24 protein-coding genes and 1 pseudogene are annotated in these 21,950 nt (G+C 70.0%); 9 read left to right on the top strand and 16 right to left on the bottom strand.

The window, feature by feature from the left end; translation table 11 throughout:
• Positions 1-13: 13 nt before the first annotated feature.
• From AC07DU_RS31785 to AC07DU_RS31795, 3 genes are all read right to left on the bottom strand, one after another.
• On the bottom strand, positions 14-1,291 hold the full coding sequence (locus AC07DU_RS31785) for a cation:proton antiporter (RefSeq protein WP_479115241.1): 1,278 nt from the start codon (positions 1,289-1,291) through the stop codon (positions 14-16).
• 163 nt (positions 1,292-1,454) lie between these two features.
• Entirely contained in the window at positions 1,455-2,252 is a 798-nt protein-coding gene (locus AC07DU_RS31790) for a VOC family protein (protein WP_479115243.1), read from the bottom strand.
• Between the two features lie 66 nt (positions 2,253-2,318).
• Positions 2,319-3,059 carry a hypothetical protein gene (locus AC07DU_RS31795; RefSeq protein ID WP_479115245.1) on the bottom strand — a complete coding sequence of 247 codons (741 nt, stop codon included), beginning with the start codon at positions 3,057-3,059 and terminating at the stop codon, positions 2,319-2,321.
• Between the two features lie 380 nt (positions 3,060-3,439).
• Here AC07DU_RS31795 and AC07DU_RS31800 point away from each other — a divergent pair, with 380 nt between their 5' ends.
• Positions 3,440-4,567 carry a terpene synthase family protein gene (locus AC07DU_RS31800; RefSeq protein WP_479115247.1) on the top strand — a complete coding sequence of 376 codons (1,128 nt, stop codon included), beginning with the start codon at positions 3,440-3,442 and terminating at the stop codon, positions 4,565-4,567.
• Between the two features lie 17 nt (positions 4,568-4,584).
• Here AC07DU_RS31800 and AC07DU_RS31805 read toward each other — a convergent pair whose 3' ends face one another.
• The 10 genes from AC07DU_RS31805 to AC07DU_RS31850 all read right to left on the bottom strand — a co-directional run bounded on the left by AC07DU_RS31805 (position 4,585) and on the right by AC07DU_RS31850 (position 13,122).
• Complete coding sequence (locus AC07DU_RS31805; RefSeq protein WP_479115249.1) at positions 4,585-6,030, bottom strand: cytochrome P450; 1,446 nt, start codon at positions 6,028-6,030, stop codon at positions 4,585-4,587.
• A complete protein-coding gene (locus AC07DU_RS31810; RefSeq protein WP_479115251.1) occupies positions 6,027-6,647 on the bottom strand; it encodes a GTP-binding protein in 621 nt (206 codons plus the stop codon). Before AC07DU_RS31810 ends, AC07DU_RS31805 begins: the two co-directional genes overlap by 4 nt.
• Positions 6,628-6,942: a DUF742 domain-containing protein gene (locus AC07DU_RS31815; protein ID WP_360893569.1), complete on the bottom strand. Its 315-nt coding sequence runs from the start codon at positions 6,940-6,942 to the stop codon at positions 6,628-6,630. The genes AC07DU_RS31810 and AC07DU_RS31815 overlap by 20 nt, the downstream gene beginning before the upstream one ends.
• A 38-nt stretch (positions 6,943-6,980) precedes the next feature.
• Positions 6,981-7,370 carry a roadblock/LC7 domain-containing protein gene (locus AC07DU_RS31820; RefSeq protein WP_360893566.1) on the bottom strand — a complete coding sequence of 130 codons (390 nt, stop codon included), beginning with the start codon at positions 7,368-7,370 and terminating at the stop codon, positions 6,981-6,983.
• A 20-nt stretch (positions 7,371-7,390) separates the two neighbouring features.
• Positions 7,391-8,872, bottom strand: a complete 1,482-nt coding sequence (locus AC07DU_RS31825; RefSeq protein WP_479027201.1) for an ATP-binding protein — start codon at positions 8,870-8,872, stop codon at positions 7,391-7,393.
• A 454-nt stretch (positions 8,873-9,326) separates the two neighbouring features.
• Positions 9,327-9,815 (bottom strand): transposase, encoded by a 489-nt coding sequence (locus AC07DU_RS31830; RefSeq protein WP_479115276.1) that lies wholly within the window; start codon positions 9,813-9,815, stop codon positions 9,327-9,329.
• Positions 9,710-10,405: a helix-turn-helix domain-containing protein gene (locus tag AC07DU_RS31835; protein ID WP_479115253.1), complete on the bottom strand. Its 696-nt coding sequence runs from the start codon at positions 10,403-10,405 to the stop codon at positions 9,710-9,712. The genes AC07DU_RS31830 and AC07DU_RS31835 overlap by 106 nt, the downstream gene beginning before the upstream one ends.
• Positions 10,406-10,646: 241 nt before the next feature.
• Positions 10,647-11,300 (bottom strand): hypothetical protein, encoded by a 654-nt coding sequence (locus AC07DU_RS31840; protein WP_479115255.1) that lies wholly within the window; start codon positions 11,298-11,300, stop codon positions 10,647-10,649.
• Positions 11,301-11,340: 40 nt separating this feature from the next.
• On the bottom strand, positions 11,341-12,414 hold the full coding sequence (locus tag AC07DU_RS31845; RefSeq protein ID WP_479115257.1) for a DNA polymerase III subunit beta family protein: 1,074 nt from the start codon (positions 12,412-12,414) through the stop codon (positions 11,341-11,343).
• A gap of 123 nt (positions 12,415-12,537) precedes the next feature.
• On the bottom strand, positions 12,538-13,122 hold the full coding sequence (locus tag AC07DU_RS31850) for a DinB family protein (RefSeq protein ID WP_479115259.1): 585 nt from the start codon (positions 13,120-13,122) through the stop codon (positions 12,538-12,540).
• Positions 13,123-13,458: 336 nt separating this feature from the next.
• Between AC07DU_RS31850 and AC07DU_RS31855 the strand changes: the two genes are divergently transcribed.
• The gene (locus tag AC07DU_RS31855) at positions 13,459-14,028 is read left to right on the top strand and encodes a YrhB domain-containing protein (protein WP_479115261.1); all 570 of its coding nucleotides are present in this window, start codon (positions 13,459-13,461) and stop codon (positions 14,026-14,028) included.
• A gap of 116 nt (positions 14,029-14,144) precedes the next feature.
• Here AC07DU_RS31855 and AC07DU_RS31860 read toward each other — a convergent pair whose 3' ends face one another.
• Entirely contained in the window at positions 14,145-14,375 is a 231-nt protein-coding gene (locus AC07DU_RS31860) for a hypothetical protein (RefSeq protein WP_479115263.1), read from the bottom strand.
• A gap of 264 nt (positions 14,376-14,639) precedes the next feature.
• Here AC07DU_RS31860 and AC07DU_RS31865 point away from each other — a divergent pair.
• Positions 14,640-14,836, top strand: a pseudogene (locus AC07DU_RS31865) (LexA family protein); the annotation flags it as partial.
• 257 nt (positions 14,837-15,093) lie between these two features.
• On the opposite strand, the gene AC07DU_RS31870 reads toward AC07DU_RS31865, so the two are convergent.
• The gene (locus AC07DU_RS31870) at positions 15,094-15,441 is read right to left on the bottom strand and encodes a hypothetical protein (RefSeq protein ID WP_453373130.1); all 348 of its coding nucleotides are present in this window, start codon (positions 15,439-15,441) and stop codon (positions 15,094-15,096) included.
• A gap of 426 nt (positions 15,442-15,867) precedes the next feature.
• Between AC07DU_RS31870 and AC07DU_RS31875 the strand changes: the two genes are divergently transcribed.
• The 6 genes from AC07DU_RS31875 (at position 15,868) to AC07DU_RS31900 (ending at position 21,648) form a co-directional block, all read left to right on the top strand.
• Positions 15,868-17,280, top strand: coding sequence for a family 2B encapsulin nanocompartment shell protein (locus AC07DU_RS31875; RefSeq protein ID WP_360893545.1), 1,413 nt, complete (start codon positions 15,868-15,870; stop codon positions 17,278-17,280).
• A 101-nt stretch (positions 17,281-17,381) separates the two neighbouring features.
• A complete protein-coding gene (locus tag AC07DU_RS31880) occupies positions 17,382-18,773 on the top strand; it encodes a family 2 encapsulin nanocompartment cargo protein terpene cyclase (protein WP_479115265.1) in 1,392 nt (463 codons plus the stop codon).
• A 2-nt stretch (positions 18,774-18,775) separates the two neighbouring features.
• Positions 18,776-19,684, top strand: coding sequence for a geranyl diphosphate 2-C-methyltransferase (locus tag AC07DU_RS31885; RefSeq protein WP_479115267.1), 909 nt, complete (start codon positions 18,776-18,778; stop codon positions 19,682-19,684).
• Positions 19,685-19,901: 217 nt separating this feature from the next.
• The gene (locus AC07DU_RS31890; protein WP_479115269.1) at positions 19,902-20,393 is read left to right on the top strand and encodes a DUF5133 domain-containing protein; all 492 of its coding nucleotides are present in this window, start codon (positions 19,902-19,904) and stop codon (positions 20,391-20,393) included.
• A gap of 59 nt (positions 20,394-20,452) precedes the next feature.
• A complete protein-coding gene (locus AC07DU_RS31895; RefSeq protein ID WP_479115272.1) occupies positions 20,453-21,115 on the top strand; it encodes a GAF domain-containing protein in 663 nt (220 codons plus the stop codon).
• A gap of 134 nt (positions 21,116-21,249) precedes the next feature.
• Positions 21,250-21,648 (top strand): ATP-binding protein, encoded by a 399-nt coding sequence (locus tag AC07DU_RS31900; RefSeq protein WP_360893527.1) that lies wholly within the window; start codon positions 21,250-21,252, stop codon positions 21,646-21,648.
• Between the two features lie 113 nt (positions 21,649-21,761).
• Here the strand turns inward: AC07DU_RS31900 and AC07DU_RS31905 are convergent.
• A partial coding sequence (locus tag AC07DU_RS31905; protein WP_479039393.1) for a hypothetical protein occupies positions 21,762-21,950 on the bottom strand: 189 nt, incomplete at its 5' end.

Genomic DNA, 21,950 nt, shown 5'->3' on the forward strand with positions numbered 1-21,950 from the left:
GACGAGGAGGCGCTCAGGACGAGGAGGCCCCGGCCATCGCCGGAGCGGGCGACGGCGCGGCGGGCTTCGGCAGCAGGACGTTGAGGAGGGGCGCCGCGATGGCCGTGGTGATCAGGGCCATCAGCACCATCGACGAGAACAGCTGCACGGTCAGCAGCCCCATGCTCAAGCCCACGTTGAGAATGACCAGTTCGGTCAGCCCACGGGTGTTCATCAGCACGCCGAGCGCGGTGGAGTCCCGCCACCCCATTCCGGTCAGGCGGGCCGACAGCGCGACGCCGCCGAGCTTGCCGAGGCAGGCCACGGCGATGATCGCCCCGGCCTGCAGGAAGCCGGTCATGGACAGCGAGGTGAGGTCCACCGAGAGGCCGGTGACGACGAAGAAGACCGGCATCAGGACCTTGCCCACGGTCTCGATGGGGACACCCGCGGCCCGATGCAGCAGACCGTCGCCGCGCCGCGGCATCACCAGACCGAACATGAAGGCACCGAAGATGGCGTGGATGCCGATGTGCGAGGTGACCACCGCCGAGGTGAACGCGCCGCCTGCCACGAGCACCGCCAGGTACGGACCGTGGTCGGGGCGCAGCCGGTCGGTCACCGCGGCGAGCGCGGGGCGCACCAGCCACAGCATCACCACGAGGTAGACCGCGGACCAGCCCATCACGCCCACGAATCCGGCCGTGCCGGTGGCGTTCGTCATGGCGACGACCACGGCGAGCATGCACCAGGCCAGCACGTCGTCCACGGCGGCGAGACCCAGGGCGAGCACGCCGGTGCGGGTGGACTGCAGGTTGTGTTCGGAGATGATGCGGGCGAGCACGGGGAAGGCCGTGATCGACATGGCGACGCCGAGATAGAGCGCGAACTCGGCGAAGGGCACGGTGTGCCCCTTCACCACGTCGTGCGATTCGTAGATCATCCAGGCGAGGCCGACGCCCAGGACCATCGGCAGGGCGATCGAGCTGATCCAGATCGCCCCGGTGGAGCCCATGTGCCCCTTGAAGGAGCGCGTGTCGAACTCCCAGCCGATGGTGAACATGAAGAGGAGCAGGCCGACTTGGGCGATCACACCCAGGTGCGGGCGTATCTCCTCCGGGAAGAGCTGGGAGGGCAGGTCCCCGGGCAGCAGCCCCAGCAGGCTGGGCCCGAGACAGATCCCGGCGGTGATCTCGCCCACCACCGCGGGCTGCCCGATGCGGCGGAACAGCACGGTGAGGGCGGTGCCGGTCACGAAGACCAGGGCCATACCGCCGATGGCGGTGACGGTGATCCACTCCGCATGGGGCACAGTGTTCTCCTCTGGGGTGAGTCAGCGATTCACGGTAGCCAGCCCCTGGCACGGGAGCGGCGGCTCTTTCGGACCTCTGTCCTCACGAGCCGCCGCCGCACCATCCACCGAGAAGTCGACTGCACCTCACACGCGTCGAGACACCCATCGAGCGGGTCGGCCCTCAGCCCCCGGCCGGAGCCAGCACCACGAAGTCCGCGTTCGCCGGGTCGAGGCAGACGGCCAGTCGCCCGACGCCCTCGGCGTCCGCCGGCCCCATCTGCACGCTGCCACCGTTCTCGGTGACCTTGGCGACCGCGGCGTCGCAGTCGCCGACGGCGAAGACCGGGTGCCAGTACGGCCGCCCGCTCGCCAGGGCGAGGTTCTCCGCGGGCATCTCCATCAGGCCGCCGTGCATGCGCTCCTCGGGAAGCCCGGAGGGGGTGATGAGGGTGTAGGTGCCCCCGCCGCCCGGCAGCTCCGTGTCGCTGAACCGCCAGCCGAAGACACCGCCGTAGAACTCCTTGGCGGCCGCCGCGTCGCTCGTGTACAGCTCCGTCCAGGACAGCGAGCCCGGCTCGTCCGCCAGCTCCATGCCCTTGGTCGTTCCCGGCTGCCACACGGCGAACTGGCCCCCCAGCGGGTCGTTGAACTGCGCCATCCGGCCCCATTCGTCCAGGTCCCTCGTCGCGACGCGCACCGTGCCGCCGGCGCGCTCGACGGCCCGGGTCGTTTCGTCGGCGTCGGAGACGTTGAAGTAGATCATCCAAGCCGAGCGCGCTCCCTCCTCGGTGAGCTTGCCGAGCCCGGCCACGACCTTGCCGTCCTTCCGGAACATGCCGCCTTCCATGTCCTCGCCCTCGCCCATGGACTCGTAGTCCCAGCCGAGTACGGCGCCGTAGAAGGCCGCGGCGGCGCGTACGTCGGGGGAGCCGAGGTCGATCCAGCAAGGGGACCCGGGGGCGAAGTCAGTGGTGATCATGATTGTTCCCTTTCGCGCGTCCTGCGGGGAGCACGAGGCCCCGACGTGACGCCGGGCGGCTGCGTGCTACTGGAGCTGGGACAGGTCGACCGAGTCGGCGGGAGCGGGCGGCTTGGCCACGACGGGTTCGTCGAAGGCCGAGAAAGTGGCTTCCAGTTGCTCGCCGGGCTGATCGGTGCCCTGGATCCGCAGGAGGTACGGCTCGTCTTCGGTCGAGACCTGGAAGGTGCCCGTCTCGCCCGCGTGCCGGCTGCTGACCGTGATGGCCGGACGGCCGTCGACGGTGGTGCGCGCCCCCTTGTCCAACTGCTCGTTCACCGGCTTCGAGGAGAACTCCTTCTTGAAGAACCCCAGGTCGCAGAATTCGGCGAAGTCGCGCAGCAGCGGGCTGCCCGTAGTGCCGTGCAGGTACCGGCCATTGATGAGCGCGATCGCGTCCTCGGCCGCATCGCCGGGTACCTGGGCGCGCAGAATGTCCTCGTCGAGCTTCATCCACACGTCCTTGCCGCGTTTGACGATGTCGGCCTTGCCCGACTTCCCGGGAGGCGCGACGGAGCCGACGCAGTTGCCCCGCTCGTCGAACCGCAGGTCCAGAGAGGTGGTGCCCGAGCTGTCCTTCACCGTGGCCACCATGCGCATGGACGTGACCTCCGACATGGCCTTGCGAGCCGCGTCCGCGATGGCCGGGGCGCTCTTGTCGGCGATGCCGTTGTCATCGGCCCGGGCGGCTCCCGCGCCCGTGAACATCACCAGACAGGCGGTGCCGGCGGCCGCGCAGCGGGCCGCGGCTGACCGGGGTGCGGACATCGCGCATCACCTCCGCTGGCCGCCCCCGGACGGCATCGGGCGTCGCCGTCGGGCTCCGGGGCGGCCGGTCTCACCCGTTCAGCGTAGGTCCGCGCCGGGCCGCGCGCAGTCCGGGTGGCCCCCGGGGCCTTCCGCGGATGCGGCCGGCCGGGCCGCGCATGCCGACTGGCGCTCCTTGGTGGATCATGGCGCGCTTTGGGATCGAATTTGAGCCAAATTGACCCAGAAGGATCGTTCCATTCCCCGCAAACCAGCCGTAATCGGGGGCCGAGAACGGCCACGGGGGGTTGCGGATTGGCCGGGGCGGGCGCACGTTTTGGAGCACCAGAGGGCGGGATGGGGCCGGCGTCGGTCCCCGTGGCAGCAGTGAGGGGGATCTCATGACAGTCCAGGCGATCAAGCTGCCCGTACTGCCGATGCCGTATCCGGTGCGGGTGAACCGGCACCTGCCGGCCCTGCGCGAGGAGAGCGCGACGTGGGCGCGGGACATGGGCATGCTGGCCGCCGCCGGACGTCCGTCGGCCCACCGGCCGATCTGGACCTCCTCGCAGTTCCACGCCATGGCCGTCGACCAGCTCACCGCCTGGGCCCTGCCCGACGCCTCACTGACCGACCTCCGGCTCAATCACCGGTTCAACCTCTGGGCCCTGGCCTGGGACGACTACTTCGCCTCCGCCTTCAAACGGACGGGCGACCTCACCGGCGCGCACGCCTTCACCGCCCGCCTCCACGCCTTCCTGCCGACAGAACCGGGCGCCCGGTTGCCGGCGCCCGCCAATGCCGTCGAAGAGGGCATGGCCGACCTCCAGCAACGGCTGTTCCCCCCGAAAATGGCGCACTGGCGGCGGGGGCTCAACCGCGCCCTGGCCCGGTACATCGACGCGGGAGTCCAGGAACTGGCCAACAGCCGCGTCGGCCGTGTCCCGGACCTCGTCGAGTACGCCCAGTTCCGCCGCGAAAGCTTCGCCGCGTACACGGCCCCGTACTCCGTGGAACTCGCCACCGGCGCACGGATACCCGAGCAGATCCGGCACAGCCGGGCCTTCGGGGCACTGCTGGACGCCTTCATGGACTACATGGGAATGGCGAACGACATCGCCTCCTACCAGCGGGAAGTCCACGACGAACACGACGTCAACAACCTCGTCGTCGTCCTCCAGAGCGCCCTGCACCTCACCGTCCAGGAGGCGATGGACGCGGCCGCCGATCTGGTGACCGCCCGACTGCGCCACTTCGAGCACCTCATACGGAACGAGCTGCCCCCGGTCGTCCAGCGGGCCGGGCTGAACCACGCCGCACGGATCGAGCTGGACGCGTGGCTGCGGGGGGCTCGCAGTTTCCTGTCCGGCCTCCACGCCTGGTACACCGGGGCGCTCCGCTACGCGCCGGCAGACGGTCCCTTCCCGGCGCAAACGACTTCCCCCGCCGCGCTGCCCCCTGCCGCGCTGTCCGCCGCCGCGCGGTACGTCCCGGCCCCCTCGGGCCGCACCACGCCGACGCACGCATAAGGACCCGGCCGCACCCCCTACTCCCTGCGCAGGAACCGCCTCAGCCGCGTCCACCACGAGGTGGTGGGTTCCGTCGGGCGCGCCGACTCGACCTCGTACGCCGGCCAGGCGGGCGCCATCGGAACGCCGCTGCTCGGCGGGGGCGCGACCGGCAGCGGGGGCAGCACGTCATGCGCCTCCGGACTGCGGTACGCGAACTTCACGGGCAGCGCCGTCAGGTGCCGCGACCAGGTGGATGAGCGCCAGGTGAGCTCTTCCTCGGGCACCGCCAGGCTGATGTCGGGCAGCCGGGTCAGCAGGATGTCGACGCCGGCGTCGGCGATGACACGGCCGATGTCCTGGCCGGGGCACTCATGGGCACCGGCGCTGAACGACAGGTGCGCGCGGTTGTGGTGCACGCGGGTCGTGGGGTCCGGGCGGACCGTCTGGTCGACGTTCCCGGCGGCCAGGCCCAGCAGGAGCATGTCCCCGGCCTTGATCTCCTGCCCCCCGAGGGTGGTGTCACCGGTGGCCCAGCGGCCCGGGCACACCATCAGCGGCGGCTCGTCCCAGAGGACCTGCTCCACCGCCTCGGGCAAGGTCATCTGGCCGCCGGCCAGCGACCCGCGGAACCGCGGGTCGGTGACCACCATGCGCAGCACGTTGGACATGAGGTTCGCGGTCGTCTCGTAGCCCGCGAGCAGGATGAGGCGCAGGTGGTGCTGCACCTCCTCGTCGGTGAGGCCGGCCGGGTGGGCCATCAGCACGGAGGCGATGTCCTTGCCGGGCCGGGCGCGCTTGTCGACGACGAGCTGTTCGAGGGTCTCCAGCACGTAGGCGTTGCTCGCGAGCGACGTTTCGGTGCCCTTGAAGAGGTCCCGGGCGGCGTGCACGAGCCTGGGACCGTACTCGTCCGGCATCCCGAGCAGGTGGGTGAGAACGAGCATGGGCAGGTGCTCGGTGAACTGCCCGACCAGCTCCGCCCTGCCCGCTTCGCAGAACTCGTCGACCAACTGGTGTGCGAAGCGCACGATGTGGCGGCGGATCCCGCGCTGGTCGAACTGGTCGAGACTGGCCGTGACCGCGCCGCGCAGGCGCTGGTGCTCTTCGCCGTCCGCGCAGACGCAGTCGGGTCGCCAGCCGATCATCGGCATCAGCGGCGAGGTGGCGGCGTCGATCTCGCCGCTCTTCCAGCCGTGCCAGGTGCGGGGGTCGCGGGAGAACTGGGTGGAACGGCTGGCCACATCACGGTTCTCGAGGTATCCCAGGACGAGCCAGGCCCGTACGTCCCCGTCGAGCAGGACGGGCGCCACCGCGCCGTGGGCGGCGCGCAGCTTCTCGTACAGGCCCATGGGGTCGGTCTCGGCCGCGGGGCCCCAGAGGGGGGTCACCGCGTCGAGTCCCGTGGCGGTGTGGGCCGGGCAGCCCGGGGGCGGGACGAGCCCTGGCTGCGTGGTGGTGTGGTCGGCGGGAGGGACGGTCATACGGACTCCTGAGCGGCGGCGAGAGTGCACAGGTAGCCCATCAGCGAGAGCAGCGCGTCGCGGCTGGACGACCGCTCGCGTGCGTCACAGGTGACGATGGGCACCGATTCGTTGAGCGCCAGAGCAGCGCGCAGGGCTGGTAGCGGATGCTGCGGCGCCTCCGGGAAAGAGTTGACGGCCACGACGAAGGGGACCCGGCGGTCCTCCAGGCGGGTGATGATCTCGAAGCAGACTTCGATCCTGCGGGTGTCGACGAGGACCACGGCACCGAGGGCGCCTTCGAAGATGCCGTTCCAGAGGAACCAGAAGCGTTCCTGTCCGGGCGTCCCGAAGAGGTAGAGGATCAGCTCCTCGTTGATGCTGATGCGGCCGAAGTCGAGGGCGACGGTCGTGGTGTGCTTGCCCTCCGCACCGGGATTCGTGTCGATTCCCTCGCCGGCCTGCGTCATGGTCTCTTCGGTGGTCAGGGGCGGGATCTCGCTCACCGCCCCGACCATGGTGGTCTTGCCCACCCCGAACCCGCCTACGATCACGACCTTGACGCCTCTGGCGCCGTGCGGCAGCAGCACGTCCGAGCGGCGGGGGCCGACTGCGGCGTCAGAGCCTGCGTAGTCCATGGATCACCGCCTCCAGAAGGCCGAGTTCGGGGACCGCCGCGACGGGAACGGGAGCAGTGGCCTCGACCCGCTCCTGGTCCACGAGTTTGGAGAGCAGCACCGTGATGACGCTGAACGGCAGACTGAGGTACGCGGAGATCTCGGCCACCGACAGCGGGTACTGGCACATGGCGAGAATGGCCGCCTGCTCGGGCTGCATACCGGGTTCGGGTGCCGCCCGCGACGCGACGAGGGTGACCAGGTTGAAGGCTTTGGCCGAGGAACCCGGGCCACCGGAGATGACGTAAAGCGGCACCGGAGTGCCTTCGTCCCATGGATGCTGGTCGTGTGACGTCACGTTGCCTGCCCGATGTCATCACGAGGCGGGCTGGTCATGTGCTGGCCGATCCGGATCACCAGCGTCCGCATGCGGTCGCCCAGCAACCCCGCGTCCACCTCCGCATCGGCCAGCACCGCGAGATAGGCCCCGGGTCCGGCCGCCATGAGGGAGAAGTACCCGCCGTCCACTTCGATCCCGACCATGTGGGTCGAGCCGTTTCCGTGCGGGAACTTCTGCGCGATGGCCTTCGCCAGGCTCTGGATGCCCGAGCAGGCGGCGGCGATCGCGTCGGCGGTGTCGGGCTCCGTGTTCGCTTGACCGATGCACAGGCCGTCTGACGACAGCACGACCACGTGTCGCACGTACGGGACGCTGGTCTCGAGCTCGTTGAGCATCCAGTCCATGTTGGGCAGTGGCGGCACGGTTACTCACCCTCGTCTGATGGCTCGCTGGTTTGCTGGGAAGATCCCGTGACCGGTCTGTTGTCGCCGCTGAACGCCTCCCACATCAGGCCCGGTTGCCGGGGTGTGCCGGCCACGCCCGGGGTGGGGGCCGGAGCGGTGGGGGGTGTGGGGGCCGTACGGACGACCGGTGTCGGGACGGGCGACTCGCGCCGCCGCTGCGGCAGGCCGTTGACGGTTTGTGGCACCTCGACGGAGTCTGCTGCGGCATCGCGCGTCATCGTCGGCCTCGGCACGGTCGGTGCGCCCGTCGGCCTCGGCGCGAACGGTGCGCCCGTGGGCCTCGGCGCGAACGGTTGGAGTTTCTGGGCGGGTTGCTGAACCGGGGTGATCAGGCGCCGCGGAACCAGCACGACGGCCCGCACCCCTCCGTAGGCGGAGGTGCGCAGTTCGACGTCCAGGCCGTGCTCGCGGGCCAGCCTGCTGACGACGGGCAGGCCGAGCTGCGTCGCCTCGCCCAGGTCCGCCAGACCGCTGCCGGACGCTGCCTGCGCCATGATCCGGTCGACGCGCTGGCGGACCTCTTCGGTGAGCCCGACCCCACGGTCCTCGATCTCGATCGCGATACCGGAGGGCACCTCGCTCGCGGTCACCTCGACCGGGGCGTGCGGAGGCGAGAAGGTCGTGGCGTTGTCGAGCAGTTCGGCGAGCAGGTGGATCAGTGGCTCGGCTCCCGGGCCGATCACGGCCACTTCCGTCACCGACTGCAACTTCACGCGGGGGTAGTCCACGATGCGTGACATGGCGCCCCGGATGACGTCGTAGAGCGGGATCGCCCTCGACCACTGGCGCCCGGGCCGGGCGTCACCCAGTACGGCGATGCTGGCCGCGAGCCGCCCGATCAGCGCGTTGCGGTGGTCGATGTCCTGCAGACCGTGGGAGACCACGACGTCCGTACCGTGCAGGATCTGCATGTCCCGCAGGTCCTTGGCGAGTTGGTGCACGATCGCCTGGACCCGACGGGCGATCGCCACCAGGGCCCGCTGGGACGACTCCCGGGTGCGCTCCTCGGCGTCCACGGCTTCCAGGAGCGTGCGCAGAGCCGCCCGGAGCGCTTCGGCGAACTCGCTGTCGAGGTGGTTGCCGAAGGGGACGGACTGCAGGATCTCCGAAGCGGGCTCGCCCTTCTGCATGCGGGCGACCGCCGCCGGCAGGAGCTCTTCGGCGAGCCATACGGTGGTGGCGCGCTGATCGGACAGGCGCGCGAGCAGCACGCTCTCGCGCTGCGCGTAGTACCGCTGTACGTCGGCATTCGCCCGGGCGTAGCGGGCCGCCTCCGCCGAGCGTCCCCTGCGCGCCGTCTCGGCTGAGGTGAGGGCCGTCAGGACGACCGCGACGAGGCCGCACCAGGCAACCGGCGTGCGTATCTGCGGGGGGCCGTAGAGCAGCGCCACCGCGCTGGCCCCGGCCAGAACGCCGGGGGGGATGAGCCATGCTGGAGCCATTGCACGGGGCAGCGCTCTAGCGGTTGAACCTGCACGAACCATCGAAGGGTCCTAAACAGTCTGGAATGAGTGGACTGGGCGTGCTGCGGTGCGCGGACAAGAACGGTCGCGTCCTCGCCCGGACGGGCGCGGACGCGACCATGAGTACGCCCGACCGTTCGGTTCGAGATTGCATCGGTGGTCACACCTCTCTGCGGCCAGGCTTCGTCCCCGCGCAATGCGGCGTTTGACTCGCAGTGAGCAGCGCAACACGCAAGGCGAGCATAGTCAGTTCGCGTACGCCAGGTGGGCTTGACCGGAACGGAGGGCCCCGTTGATCGATCTGGACCGCAGTTGATCGATCGACGCCGCGACGCACACGTCACCTGTATGGAAATCGACTGCATTCGGCGGCCTGCGGGGGCGGACCGAACCGCTGCTAAGTCGTCGACTCCCGAAGTCCTTCGGGGGTTGATCAGGCTGCCAGGGCGACGGAGGATTCTTCTTGTCGGTCGGCTGGTGTGTGTCGGTCGAGCCGGGCCAGCAGATCGTCCAGGTCGGAGGTGGTGAACTTCCACGGGAACGGCTGTGCCGTGGCGTTGTAGCGGTCTTCGAAGGCTCGGAGCCGGTCCCGGACCTGGATGAGGTCCGTAAAGGCGTTGGGCTGGACGACCTTGCGCTGGACGATCGAGAAGAAGATCTCGATCTGATTGGTCCAGGAAGCCTGCACGGGGGTGTGGACCATGACCGTGTTCGGAAAAGCCTTGGTCAGACGGTCGATGGCCTTCTTCCCCCGGTGGGAGGAACCGTTGTCGACGATCCAGAAGACGCGTCTGGCGCTCGCGTAGGGCTCGGCGGTCATGACCTGGGTGACCAGGGCCATGAAGGGGACGATGCCGGTCTTCGGCTCACAGCGGCCGAAGACCTTCGCGCGGTGGACGTCGTAGGCGGCCAGGTAGGCCAGCGCACCGCCGCGGCCATACTCGTGGTTGACGCGCATCGACCGGGCCCGGCCCGGGGCCAGGGTCGGATGGCAGCGGCAGCGCGCCTGGCGGCCTTGGGGCGGAAGTCCGGGTCGCGGATGAAGATCCAGGACCGGTGCTGCCAGGGCTTGAGCGCGTCCTCGCGCAGCCAGCGGCGCACCGTGGACGCGGAGACGGTATCGGTGATCCCGCGCGCGGTCAGCTCGGCGGCCAGCTCCGGGCAGGACCAGCGCGACAGCGGCACGCCCGTCTCGGCGGGCAGCTGGCAGGCCAGTGCCTTGGCCTCGGCGACCTGCACGGGGGTGAACCGGGCGGGGCGTCCGGGGCGCTTGCGGTCGGCCAGGGCCGTCAGCCCGCCGTGGGCGAACCGGCCGCGCCAGGTCCGGACCGTGTCCACGTGCAGGCGGGTCTCGGCGGCGATCCTGGCATTACCCCGGCCGCGTGCCGCCAGGAGGACGACTGCGGCACGCTGCCGGGCTTGGTACGGAGTCTTGTGCCCGTAAGCCATCCTCTTCAGCCGGTGGCGCTCGGCGGCGGTCAGCACCACCGCCACGGCAGCGCGTATGGCCACGTACCTGTCCCCCGGATCCTGCGACAGGCTGATCAGCCTGAATGATTTCGACTGTCCCCCGCTCTTCCTTCCACATCGTTGGATCTTCAGGAGGCAGGAAGAGCGGTAGTGACCGGCATGTTGACGACCCGCCGACCGTCAGGTCGGCGGGCCGTCGTGATCGTTGAAGGTTCGTCGGCTCTCAGGAAGGCGGCCGGTGGCCTACACGCGTGTCTCGCGTGTCACCGCAGTTCGGGGGCGCTCACGCGGCGGACCGGACCTTGATCGCGTGGCTGAGGGCGGCCTGCTCGTCGTCGGGAAGGCGACGCTCGGCATGGAGCATGCGCAGGGCGGTGGTGATGCGTTCCTCGTCCTCGGGTGTGCCGAGGCTGCCCATGTACGGGGGCAGCAGCAGACTCAGGGCTTCGAGGTCCGCGCGCGCGCAGAGCGTGGTGAGGAGTTCACCGACCGGGTCTTCGTGGTGCTGCGGTGCGGGCCGAGCGGTGGCACGCAGTCCTGCGGCGATGCGGTAGCGGAGCCATTGCTGGTGGGGGCCGGCCGGGACGTCGTCGATGTGCTTGGCGGCGGACTCGAAGTGTTCGCGGGCCTGCTCGATCTGGCCCAGGTCCCGGTGGGCCCGGGCCATGTTGCCGTGAAGTGAGGCGTAGAAGCCGCGGACACGCTCGTCGCCGACCTTATCGGCCCGGTTCAGGCACTCGTGGTTCCAGCGCAGAGTCTCCTGCGGGGTCGGCTGGTGCCGGGCGAGATAGTGCGCGGCGATGCAGGCGCCGTAGTCGTCCTCGGCCGCTTCCCACGCTTGAAGGAACAGGTCCTGTGCCCGGACATCTCGTCCTTCGGCCTCGGCCTGCATACCCTGCGCGCACAGTTGCACGACGATGTTCTCGGGGTCGGTCACGGTTCTCCTGAAGTGATGGGGATGCGGTGTTGGGGAAGAATCAGCTGGAGGTGCTGAGGGCGACGGGCATGATCAACGTGGTGAAGCTGCCCTGGTCCGCGGAACGCACCACGACAGGCCGATCCACGGCGGAGATCTCCAGCAGAACGTCGGGCCCGACACTGGCCTCCAGAGCGGAAGCCAGGACGGCGGGATCGAAACCGATCCGCTGGGGCAGGTCTTCATGGCAGACCGCAGGCAGGATGGCGGCGTTGGAGTGGTCGGCAAGAGAGACGACCAGCTCGTCGCCGGCGAAGCTCAGAGCGATGCGTGCAGCGTCTGTGTGGCTGTTGACTGCGTCGCGAAGGGCCAGGCGATCCACGATCACGCGGTATTCGGGCGGGGCCAGGGCCGAGAGCATCTCGCGGTAGGCAGGGAACAGGCCATCGGTCGTTACCAGGGAACGGGACTCTGACGTGCTGCGTGCTCGGGCGCCGTCCGGTCCGACCTGGATGGTGACCTCGTGGACTCGCGCCGCCCATTGCCCGAACTCGATCAGGTCAGCCGCGTGCACCAGTAGGCGGCAGGAACCTCCGTCGAGCGCCGCCGGCCTCAGGACACGCATCGACAGGCGATAGCGATCGGTAGCCACCAGACGAACCTCGCCGTCATCGATCTCGATGAGGACGCAGCCCAGCGCGGGGAGTTCCACGTCGGAGGCGGCGGCCGCCACCACCTGGCGTACCGCACTGGCCAACTCCACGCCGCCGATTCGCGCTTCAGTGGTACTGCCGGCAGTCGAGAGGGAACGTAGAACCACGGCGATGGCGGCCTCGGCCGTCTGCGTCTGGTCCCGCATCCTCTCCAAGTGCCGCTCCAGCACCTCGCGGCCCTCGCGCTCGGGTCCGTCGAGCACCATGGTGACCTCAGCCAGCGGCAGTCCCGCTTCCCGCAGACTGCGCAGGAGAGCGGCACGGGCCTCCTGAGCAGGACTGTAGAAGCGGTATCCCGTCGCCCCGTCAACCCACGCCGGCCGCAGAACGTGGCAGTCGTCGTAGAAACGCAGGGCGCTCGGAGCGAGACCGACCCGCCGCGCGAAGGCGCTGATGCTCAGTAGTTCCGTGGTGCCGTCCATGGCCCCGATTGTCGACGTTCATCCAACTTGAAGGTCAACTCGCCCTTCGGCCGGGTTCCACGCCACCACCTGGCACGAGAGCTCCCTCAGCGTCAACCCCCGAAGGACTTCGAGAGCCGACCACTAAGTCGTCGGGGTTGCGGCCGACTTGGCGGCCTGCTCGATCCTCGTCCAGTGGGCCGCACGGGCCTCCTCGTCGATCTGCCTCTCGTGCTCGGGGCGCAACCCGGTCCGGCCGTCGAGTCCCTCGCGCAGGATGTCGGCGTGCCCGGCATGCCGGATCGACTCCCCGAGGACGTGGACCATGACGGTGAACAGGTTGGTCTCGGCGTGCGGCTCCGGCCACCACGGCACGTGGCCGGGGGCGTCGATGGGAAGCTCGTTGATCGTCGCGTCGGAGTGCTCCCACGTGCGCCGGTAGAACGCGACGATCTGCTCAAGGGTCTCGTCCTCGGCCGCCCACAGATCACTGCCGTCGGAGTCCTGCCACCGGGACAGCGGCTGCGGGAAAGGGCGGCCGAAGACCTCGCCGAAGTACCGGGCCTCGACGGTGGCCACGTGTTTGACCAGGCCCAGGAGGTTGGTCCCGGTCGCCGTCAAAGGCCGGCGGGCGTCGTACTCGGACAAGCCGTCGAGTTTCCAGAGCAGTGCCTCGCGGTCCCGCCGCAGTCGACCGTGCAGGGTGTCTTTCGCGAATTCATCGATCATGCGGCATGAGCCTGCCATGGGCCCTGGCGAGCCCCTGCCCCGGCCCACGTACGAGGTCCCCCGCAGTGGTCCGTGGAGGACAGGTCGCGGACCGGCTGGGGAAGCCGGTGTCTCCACCACCCACACCTCGGGCCGCACCGCGGCCGCCGCCCGCCACGCCAGCGGCGTGAACACCACGGAGGCGAACTCCTCCAACCGGACCCGACACGCAGCGAGTTCGCCAGCCCTCCTACGACCTGATGAAGCCCTACTAGCCGTTTTGCCAGCGAGGGGACTTGTCACTGCGGGCCCAGAAAGTTGCTGGTCACCGCCGGTTCTATAGGGGATGCTGCAAACGTGATCGAGCGAGAGACCGCGGTTCGTATGGTCGAGGAAGAGCTGGACCGCGAGAGCCAGGAGTGGGCGGCTCGGGGCGTGGCCACGATGCGCACAACAGTGGTGCATACAGAGGAACACGAGCTGGTCTGGAAGGTGTACTGGCAGTCCGAGGAGTACGCCCGCACTCGGGACCCGGACACGATGTTGGCGGGCCACGGCCCCTACCTGGTCGACCGCCTCGACGGAGGGTTGCACCAGATTGGAGTGGTCTCTGAGATTGAGGGAGCCTGGGAGGCTGACTACCGCGTTCGCATCCGTGGGCAGGCCGTCCGCACCTCTGTGGACGATCTACACGACGAGATACGTGAAGCTGCCGCAATACGCGGACGCATGCAAGCGGTACGCATCCTGCGCCAGAGGCTGCCGATTCTGACTCCGGCGCAGGCCCTCGAGTACGTAGGTGCCTTGCTGCACGCCGACGCCCCAGCCCACCTTGTGGCCGTCGCCGTTGACCACCTCATCGAACCCATGAACCCAGTGCTCGCCGTGCGGACCATCCGTGCGGGAAGCCTCGGCTACTGGAACTGACTCACAACGGTTGACTGCTCCATTGGGAAGCCTCTGAGCGCGATAAGCAGCTCGCGGGACACCGCCTGTATCTTGCTGATCAGGCTCGAGGCGGCTCAGGCTTTTACCCGCTGGGACTATGGTCGCGCCCCTGCTTCTCGTTCTGCGTCCGTCCCCGCCGCCGGCTCCGCGCGGGCCGGCTCCGCGGTCCCCGCCGCCGGCTCGTGGCACGTCCGCGCGGCCCGCAGAGTCAGCGTGGAGGCGGCGATCAGGCCCACCACCGCGATGCCCGCACCGGACAGGCGCAGCGCGCCGACCGCGCCGAGGCCAGCTCCAAGCGGTCCGCCGAGCGCGGTGCCCAGGAGCACCGACAGCACCCTGGGCGTCGAGACAAAGTCGTGAGGAGGCTGTGTTCCTGTGCTCCAAGTCCAGCGCGACAGCTCAGCCTGGGGTGGAGAATGGCATGGCGTCAGCCCACTCCCACGTGATTCGGGGTGCCTTGTCGTCGCGTCGCCGAAGGCGGCTGCCCAGTCGGCGGTACCGACGTTGGTCGTGAGGATCGTGCTCGACTCAGATACCCCGGGTTGATGATCTGGAAGAGGGCTGAAGCGCCGTCGCCCTTCACTGAGCAGACCGTCGCCCGCCAGGGCTACCCGCCCCCGATGCCGGAGATCGCCCAAGGCGTCCACCTCAGGAGCACCTCCCCGTCGCGCATCAGCTCATGGCGCTGGAACGCAAAGGCGTGCTCTACCGGGGCCCGCACCGCCCCCGCGTCTACCGCGTCCGGCCCGCCTACCGCGCCGTTGCCCCGTCCGGCACCGGGTCGGAGACGGTTCATCGCTCGATCAGTCCGGAGGGCTCTCGCTACCCTTGGAGCAGGGCCCTCCGGGACCCGTTCGCGGCCTCGCACTCGTGCACAAGGTGAAGCCGGTCATGCTCGTGCGGTCCGCCGGCGTCGCGGGTCGGCTGCTCCGCGCCGGACACCCGGGCCTGCCGCTTGGGGAAGGGGCGGCCCGGGTGGAGCGGCCCGATGTCAGGCGGGCGCGTCGTGTGGCTCGGTGGTGCGGGGCGGTGGGCCCGCCTGCCTCAGTTGCCGATGCCGGAGCTGCCGATGCCGGAGTTTCCGATGCCGTGGCTGCCGACGCCGTCGTTGGCGATGCCCGCGTTGCCCAGGCCCCAGTTGGCGATACCCGCGTTGCCGACGCCGTCGTTGGCGATGCCCGCGTTGCCGACGCCGTCATTGGCGATGCCCGCGTTGCCGATGCCGTCGTTGAAAGCGCCCGCGTTACCGACGCCCGAGTTCCCGATGCCCGAGCTGCCCACGGACTGGCCCGGCCCCGCGTCGTCGGCGCTGGCCGCGCCGGCGCCGCAGACAGCCAGTACCGTCGCGGCGCCCAGCGCGGTCGTCACGCGGAGAAGAGTGGTGCGCATCATCCCATACCTCCCATTTTGGACATTCTTGCCCGTAATCCTTAGCACGCCGCCATCTCGAATGCGTGGAGGAGTGTCAGGAAGTCGCCGTGTCGTCCAGTGGTCGTCCAGAGGTTTCGTCCAGGACTGGGTGGTGGTGGAGCAGGCCCACGCTCGGGATCTGTAACACGTCCTGCGGTCCGGAGGGTGATCTCCCCGTCAGGGATCACCGAATCGAAGGCACTTCCGCCCGCTTCATCGCAACGCCTGCTCCGCCGTTGCTACGTTCTCGACGTTTCTGTATGGATTCCCGGACATCAAGCCGCATGTCAACGTTTGTTGGCTGCGCGCCTGATGAGCCGGTACATCCGGTATGCCCGCCTTGCCCGGTACGAGCGTACGCCTCGACCAGCGATGGTCGATCACCGCCTTCCATGAAGGAGATCGTCGATGACCGTTGACACCGGCCCGGAAGCACAGCTGGATCCGCCCAAGCAGTCCAGCCTGGGCACGTCGGCCGCCCGCAACCTTGCCACCACGACCAAGTCCGCCCCGCAGATGCAGGAGATCACCTCCCGCTGGCTGCTGAGGATGCTGCCCTGGGTGGAGACCAAGGGCGGCGCCTACCGGGTGAACCGCCGACTGAGTTACACCGTCGGCGACGGGTCCATCGAGTTCGTCCAGGACGGCGCCCGCGTCCAGGTGATCCCGCGCGAGCTCGGGGAGCTTGCCCTGCTGCGCGGCTTCGACGACGAGGAAGTGCTGGCGGCGATCGCCGGCCGCTGTGTGCAGCGCGATTTCCGTGCCGGTGAGGTACTGGTCGAGCGGGGTGCTCCCGCCGACCAGATCCACCTGATCGCCCACGGTCGGATCAGTCAGACCTCCGCGGGCAAGTACGGCGACGAGATCTCCGTCGCGGTACTCGCCGACGGCGACCGGTTCGGCGAGAACGCCCTGCTCGACTCCGACGCCCGGTGGGACTACACCGCCACCGCCGAGACCCCCGGCACCCTGCTCACGCTCTCCCGCGCGGACTTCGCGGGCATCATGTCCGGGGCCCCGCACCTCCAGGAGCACATCGACCGGTTCAGCTCCCTGCCCCTGCAGCGGCAGAACAAGCACGGCGAGGCCGAGATCGCGATGTCGGCCGGCCACACCGGCGAGGCAGAACTGCCCGGCACCTTCGTCGACTACGAATCGAAGCCGCGCGAGTACGAGCTCTCCATCGCCCAGACCGTCCTGCGCGTCCACACGAGGGTCGCCGACCTCTACAACGGGCCGCACAACCAGACGGAGGAGCAACTTCGGCTCACCATTGAGGCGTTGCGTGAGCGCCAGGAACACGAGCTGGTGAACAACCGCGAATTCGGCCTGCTCCACAACGCCGCCTTCAAGCAGCGGATCCAGACCCACTCCGGCCCGCCCACCCCGGACGACATGGACGAGCTGCTCTGCCGCCGCCGCGGCACCAAGCTCTTCCTCGCCCACCCGCGCACGATCGCGGCGATCGGCCGCGAGATGAACGCCCGCGGGCTCTACCCGGACCACGTGGACGTGGGCGGACAGCAGGTCCCGGCCTGGCGCGGGGTCCCGATCCTGCCGTGCAACAAGATCCCCATCAGCAAGGAGAACACCAGCTCGATCCTCGCGATGCGCACCGGTGAGGACAACCAGGGCGTCATCGGCCTGCGCCAGACCGGCCTGCCGGAGGAGTACGAGCCGGGACTGTCGGTCCGTTTCATGGGCATCGACGAGAAGTCGATCATCTCCTACCTGGTCACCACCTACTACTCCGCCGCGATCCTGGTGCCCGACGCCCTCGGCGTCCTGGAGAACGTCCAGATCGCCCGCCGGAGCGACTGACCGGCCGGCGGGACCCGTACGACGACAGCCCGGCCCCTCCCGGGCCGGCCGAGCGCGCCCGGAATCCGGGAGAAACCACCGACCTCACCAAGGAGTCACGGATGCCCGAGCCCGGGCCTTCCCCTCTGCAGTCGAGCCTGCCCGGCGCCGCTGCCCAGTTCGGGGCCCACGTCCTCGGCAGCGCCCAGGCCCGCGCGTCCGGCAGCCTGCCGGGCGGGCCCGCAGTACCCGGCAGGCCCGCGATGCCGGGCCCGCCCTCCGTGCCCCGCGGGCCTGCGGTACCCCGCATGCCCGCGGTGCCCGGCCCGGCCGGCCTGCCGGGCCTCTTCGTCCCGTCGGCATCCACCGCCCCGACCGCCCCGACCGCCCCTCCTGCCCCTCCCGCCCCGAGCCCCGCCCTGCAACGGCTCCTGAGCGGACCCAGCGGCCTGGGCACCCAGGGCCTGCACCCGGCCGCCCGCCGTGAAGAGCCCCCCGTACCCGCGGCGGCCCCGGAGCCCGGGGCTCCGGCGGCCGGCAACCCCGTTCCCGGCCTCTACCACCACCCCGTGCCGGAACCGGACCCGGTGCGGGTGGAGGAGGTCAGCCGGCGGATCAAGGCCTGGGCGGTGGAGGAGGTCGACCTGTTCCCCGATGCCTGGGAGAACCAGTTCGACGGCTTCCACGTAGGGCGCTACATGGTGGCCTGCCACCCGGACGCCCCGACCATCGAGCACCTGATGGTCGCCACCCGGCTGATGGTCGCCGAGAACGCGCTCGACGACTGCTACTGCGAGGACCACGGCGGCTCGCCCATCGGCCTCGGCGGCCGCCTCCTGCTGGCGCACACCGCCCTCGACCCCCTGCACACGACGAAGGAATACGAGCCGCAGTGGGCGGAGTCCCTCCACGCGGACGCCCCCCGGCGCGCCTACCGCTCCGCCATGGAGTACTTCCTGCGGCAGTCCACGCCCTCCCAGGCCGACCGCTACCGGCACGACATGGCCCGGCTGCACTTGGGCTACCTCGCCGAGGCCGCATGGGCCCAGACGGAGTACGTCCCCGAGGTGTGGGAGTACCTGGCCATGCGGCAGTTCAACAACTTCCGCCCCTGTCCCACCATCACCGACACCGTCGGCGGGTACGAGCTCCCGGCCGACCTGCACGCCCAGCCCGCCATGCAACGGGTCATCGCGCTCGCCGGCAACGCCACCACCATCGTCAACGACCTGTACTCCTACACCAAGGAACTGGCCGCCCCCGGACGGCACATGAACCTTCCCGTGGTGATCGCCGACCGGGAGGGAACCTCCGACAAAGAGGGCTACCTGAAGGCGGTCGAGGTCCACAACGACCTCATGCACGCCTTCGAAGCGGAGGCCGCCGCCCTGGCCGCGGCCTGCCCCGTCCCGAGCGTGCTGCGCTTCCTGCGGGGAGTCGCCGCGTGGGTCGACGGCAACCACTACTGGCACCAGACCAATACCTACCGCTACAGCCTGCCCGACTTCTGGTAAGGATGGGACTTTCTGTGACCAGCACGAGCACCCGCACGAACACGAACACCGGCACCACCACGTCCGCGTTCGTCCCTTCGCCCGCGACCCCCTACCAGGGGGACATCGCCCGCTACTGGAACAACGAAGCCAGGCCGGTGAACCTGCGTCTCGGTGACGTGGACGGCCTTTACCACCACCACTACGGCATCGGCGACGTCGACCACTCCGCCCTCGGCGACCCGGCGGACAGCGCATACGAGAAGAAGCTGATCGCCGAGCTCCACCGGCTGGAGTCGGCACAGACCGAGGTCCTCCTGGACCACCTCGGCCCGATCAGCCGCGAGGACACGCTCGTGGACGCCGGCTGCGGCCGCGGCGGCTCGATGGTCATGGCCCACCAGCGCTTCGGATGCAAGGTCGAGGGCGTCACCCTCTCCGCCAAGCAGGCCGACTTCGCCAACCAGCGCGCCCACGAGCTCGGCATCGACGACCACGTCCGGGCCCGCGTCTGCAACATGCTCGGCACACCCTTCGAGACCGGGCAGGCCACGGCGTCCTGGAACAACGAGTCGAGCATGTACGTCGACCTGGACGACCTCTTCGCCGAGCACTCCCGGGTCCTGAAGGTCGGCGGCCGCTACGTCACCATCACCGGCTGCTGGAACCCGCGTTACGGACAGCCCTCCAAGTGGGTCTCCCAGATCAACGCGCACTTCGAGTGCAACATCCACTCCCGCCGGGAGTACCTGCGCGCCATGGCCGACAACCGCCTCGTACCCCAGGCCGTCATCGACCTGACTCCGGACACCCTCCCGTACTGGGAACTGCGGGCCACGTCCTCGCTGGTCACCGGCATCGAAGAAGCGTTCATCAACTCCTACAAGGACGGCTCCTTCCAGTACGTCCTGATCGCAGCCGACCGCGTCTGACCGCGTCTGGCCGCGACTGACCGCCTGATTCGGGGCGAGGGCCCGGCCCGTCATCGACGCCGCCGGGCCCTCGCCCTTCTGCCGCAGGGCCTCACGTCCGTGGGCGTAAACTGGGAAGGCGTCGAGCACCCGGGTGCGCTCGTCGGAGGTGATCGTCATGGCTGCTGACGCGCCCGTCCCTTCCGCACCGGAGCGGGAAAGCACCACCCGCTACGGTGTGTCCGTAACGCAAACCGACCCGCTACGGCCTCTCCTGCGCGACCCCGCCGTCTCTCGGGCCCTGGGCATGCTGATGGCGACGATTCCCGGCCCGGCCCGTGTGGCCGAGCAGGTCCTGACCTCGGCCGCCGAGCTGGCCGGAGTGAGCGCGGTGGACCTCGCACACGCCATGACCGCCGGATCCGGCGGGACGGAAGGCGCACCGGTGCCCGTCCACGTGGAGCGCGCCCTGCGCCATGCCGTGCAGGCCGCCCGGGAAGCGGCTCCCGCGCCCGGGGCCGGGCGGTGGCCACGTCTGCTGCCCAGCCGGCAGGAAGCCGAGCAGGCTCTGGCCCGCTTCTTCGACGCCCGCGTCCGCCTGAGCGCCGTACCCGACGACGACGACGCCCGCCGCACCGTCGAGGACACCCTCTTCACCCTGTGCGTACTGATGGCACAACCCTCCGCCTACGCCGCAGTACGCGACGCGGTCCAGTACGTCGACTCTTGACCGGAGCATCAGCGTGCCGGCGGCGGGGGCCCCGGGGCGTCGGCGGGTGCGTAATCGACGTGGGCAGCGTCGATGCCGAGGGCCAGCTGGGCCTCGGTGTGCTCGGTGTGCTCGGTCAGGATCTCGCTCAGGCCCCGCAGGTCGTCGTCGTGGCCGTCGAGGTGGCTCAGGGTGAGGTGCAGCAGCTGCAGGCGCAGGTCCGCCAGGGCCCCTGCGTGGAGGCCTACCTCACCGGCGCCCCCGTCCACGCGGACGCACTGGCCGATCATGCGCAGCGCTGGCCGGCGTTCGTGGAGGTGGCGCGCGCCGCCGGATACGAGAGCGCCCACGCCTTCCCGCTGCGGGCGCGGCAGCAGAGCGTGGGAGCACTGAACCTGCTCAGCGGCCGCCCGGTCACCACCCTCGGCGAAGCGGAGATCAAGCTCCTGAGGGCGCTGGCCGGCGTCGCGACCACAGCCGTCCTCACCTGGGTCCGCGAACCGCTGGCCACCGACGACATCGCCACCCGCACCCAGGCGGCCCTCTCCGGCAAGGCCCTGGTCGACACGGCCAGCGGGGGCATGCTCGCCGCCACCGCCGGCCTCACCCCCCAGGAGTCGGTCCGCTACCTCCACGCCTGCGCCGCACACAGGGGCCGGCGGCCCACGGAGATCGCGGAGCAGCTGGTACGACGCAGGGTCCAGCCCGACGCGGTGCTGGCGGACGCCGCCCAGAAGCGGTGACACCGGGAGCCGCCCGAACCCGGCTTGCCCATCCGGTCCGGGACGCACGACTGGACCGGCCCGGAGCGGGCAGACGCACCACGGAGGGCGCAGTACGGGTGCGCCCTTGGAGTCGAGGCATGCGGAGCCGATCCATGCATCTCCTCCCGCACCTGGAGCTGAGCGGTCCGGGCGCTCCGGCCGACGCCAGACGCGCGGCGCGCGACTTCCTGGCGGAATCCGACGCCGAGGCCCTCGCCTTCACACCCGTCGCGCTCGACACGGCCCTGCTGGTGATCAGCGAGCTGGTCACCAACGCCGTCCGCCACACCTCCGGAAGCTGCGTACTGGAACTGCGCCGGGCACGCGACGGCGGCCTGGACGTCGACGTCACCGACACCAGCACCGCCCAGCCCCGGCCCCGGCCGCCCGGCCAACAGGGCGAGGGCGGATGGGGATGGCACCTCGTCAACCAGCTCGCCACCCAGGTCGACGTACGCCCCCTCGGCGAGCAGCGCGGCAAAACCATCCACGTCCACCTGCGCCGGGAGTAGGCGCCCGGACCGGCTCTGCGCCCGGGCGCCGCCGTCGGCCCGCCGCGTGGCGACGGTCCTGCCCCCGGAAGGTGGCAGGACCCGTGGCCTGGCACGTCAGGCAAGGGCGGCGGTTACGACACCGGCTGCGGGTTCACGTCCTCGTCCTGTGCGGGATCCTCCTCCACTTCCGACCGCACGGATTCCAGCAGCAGCTGGGCGACGTCCACGACCTGGACGGATTCCTTCGCCTGGCCGTCGTTCTTCTTGCCGTTGACGGAGTCGGTCAGCATGACGAGGCAGAACGGGCAGGCGGTGGAGAC

Source organism: Streptomyces sp. NPDC045695 (assembly GCF_056432025.1).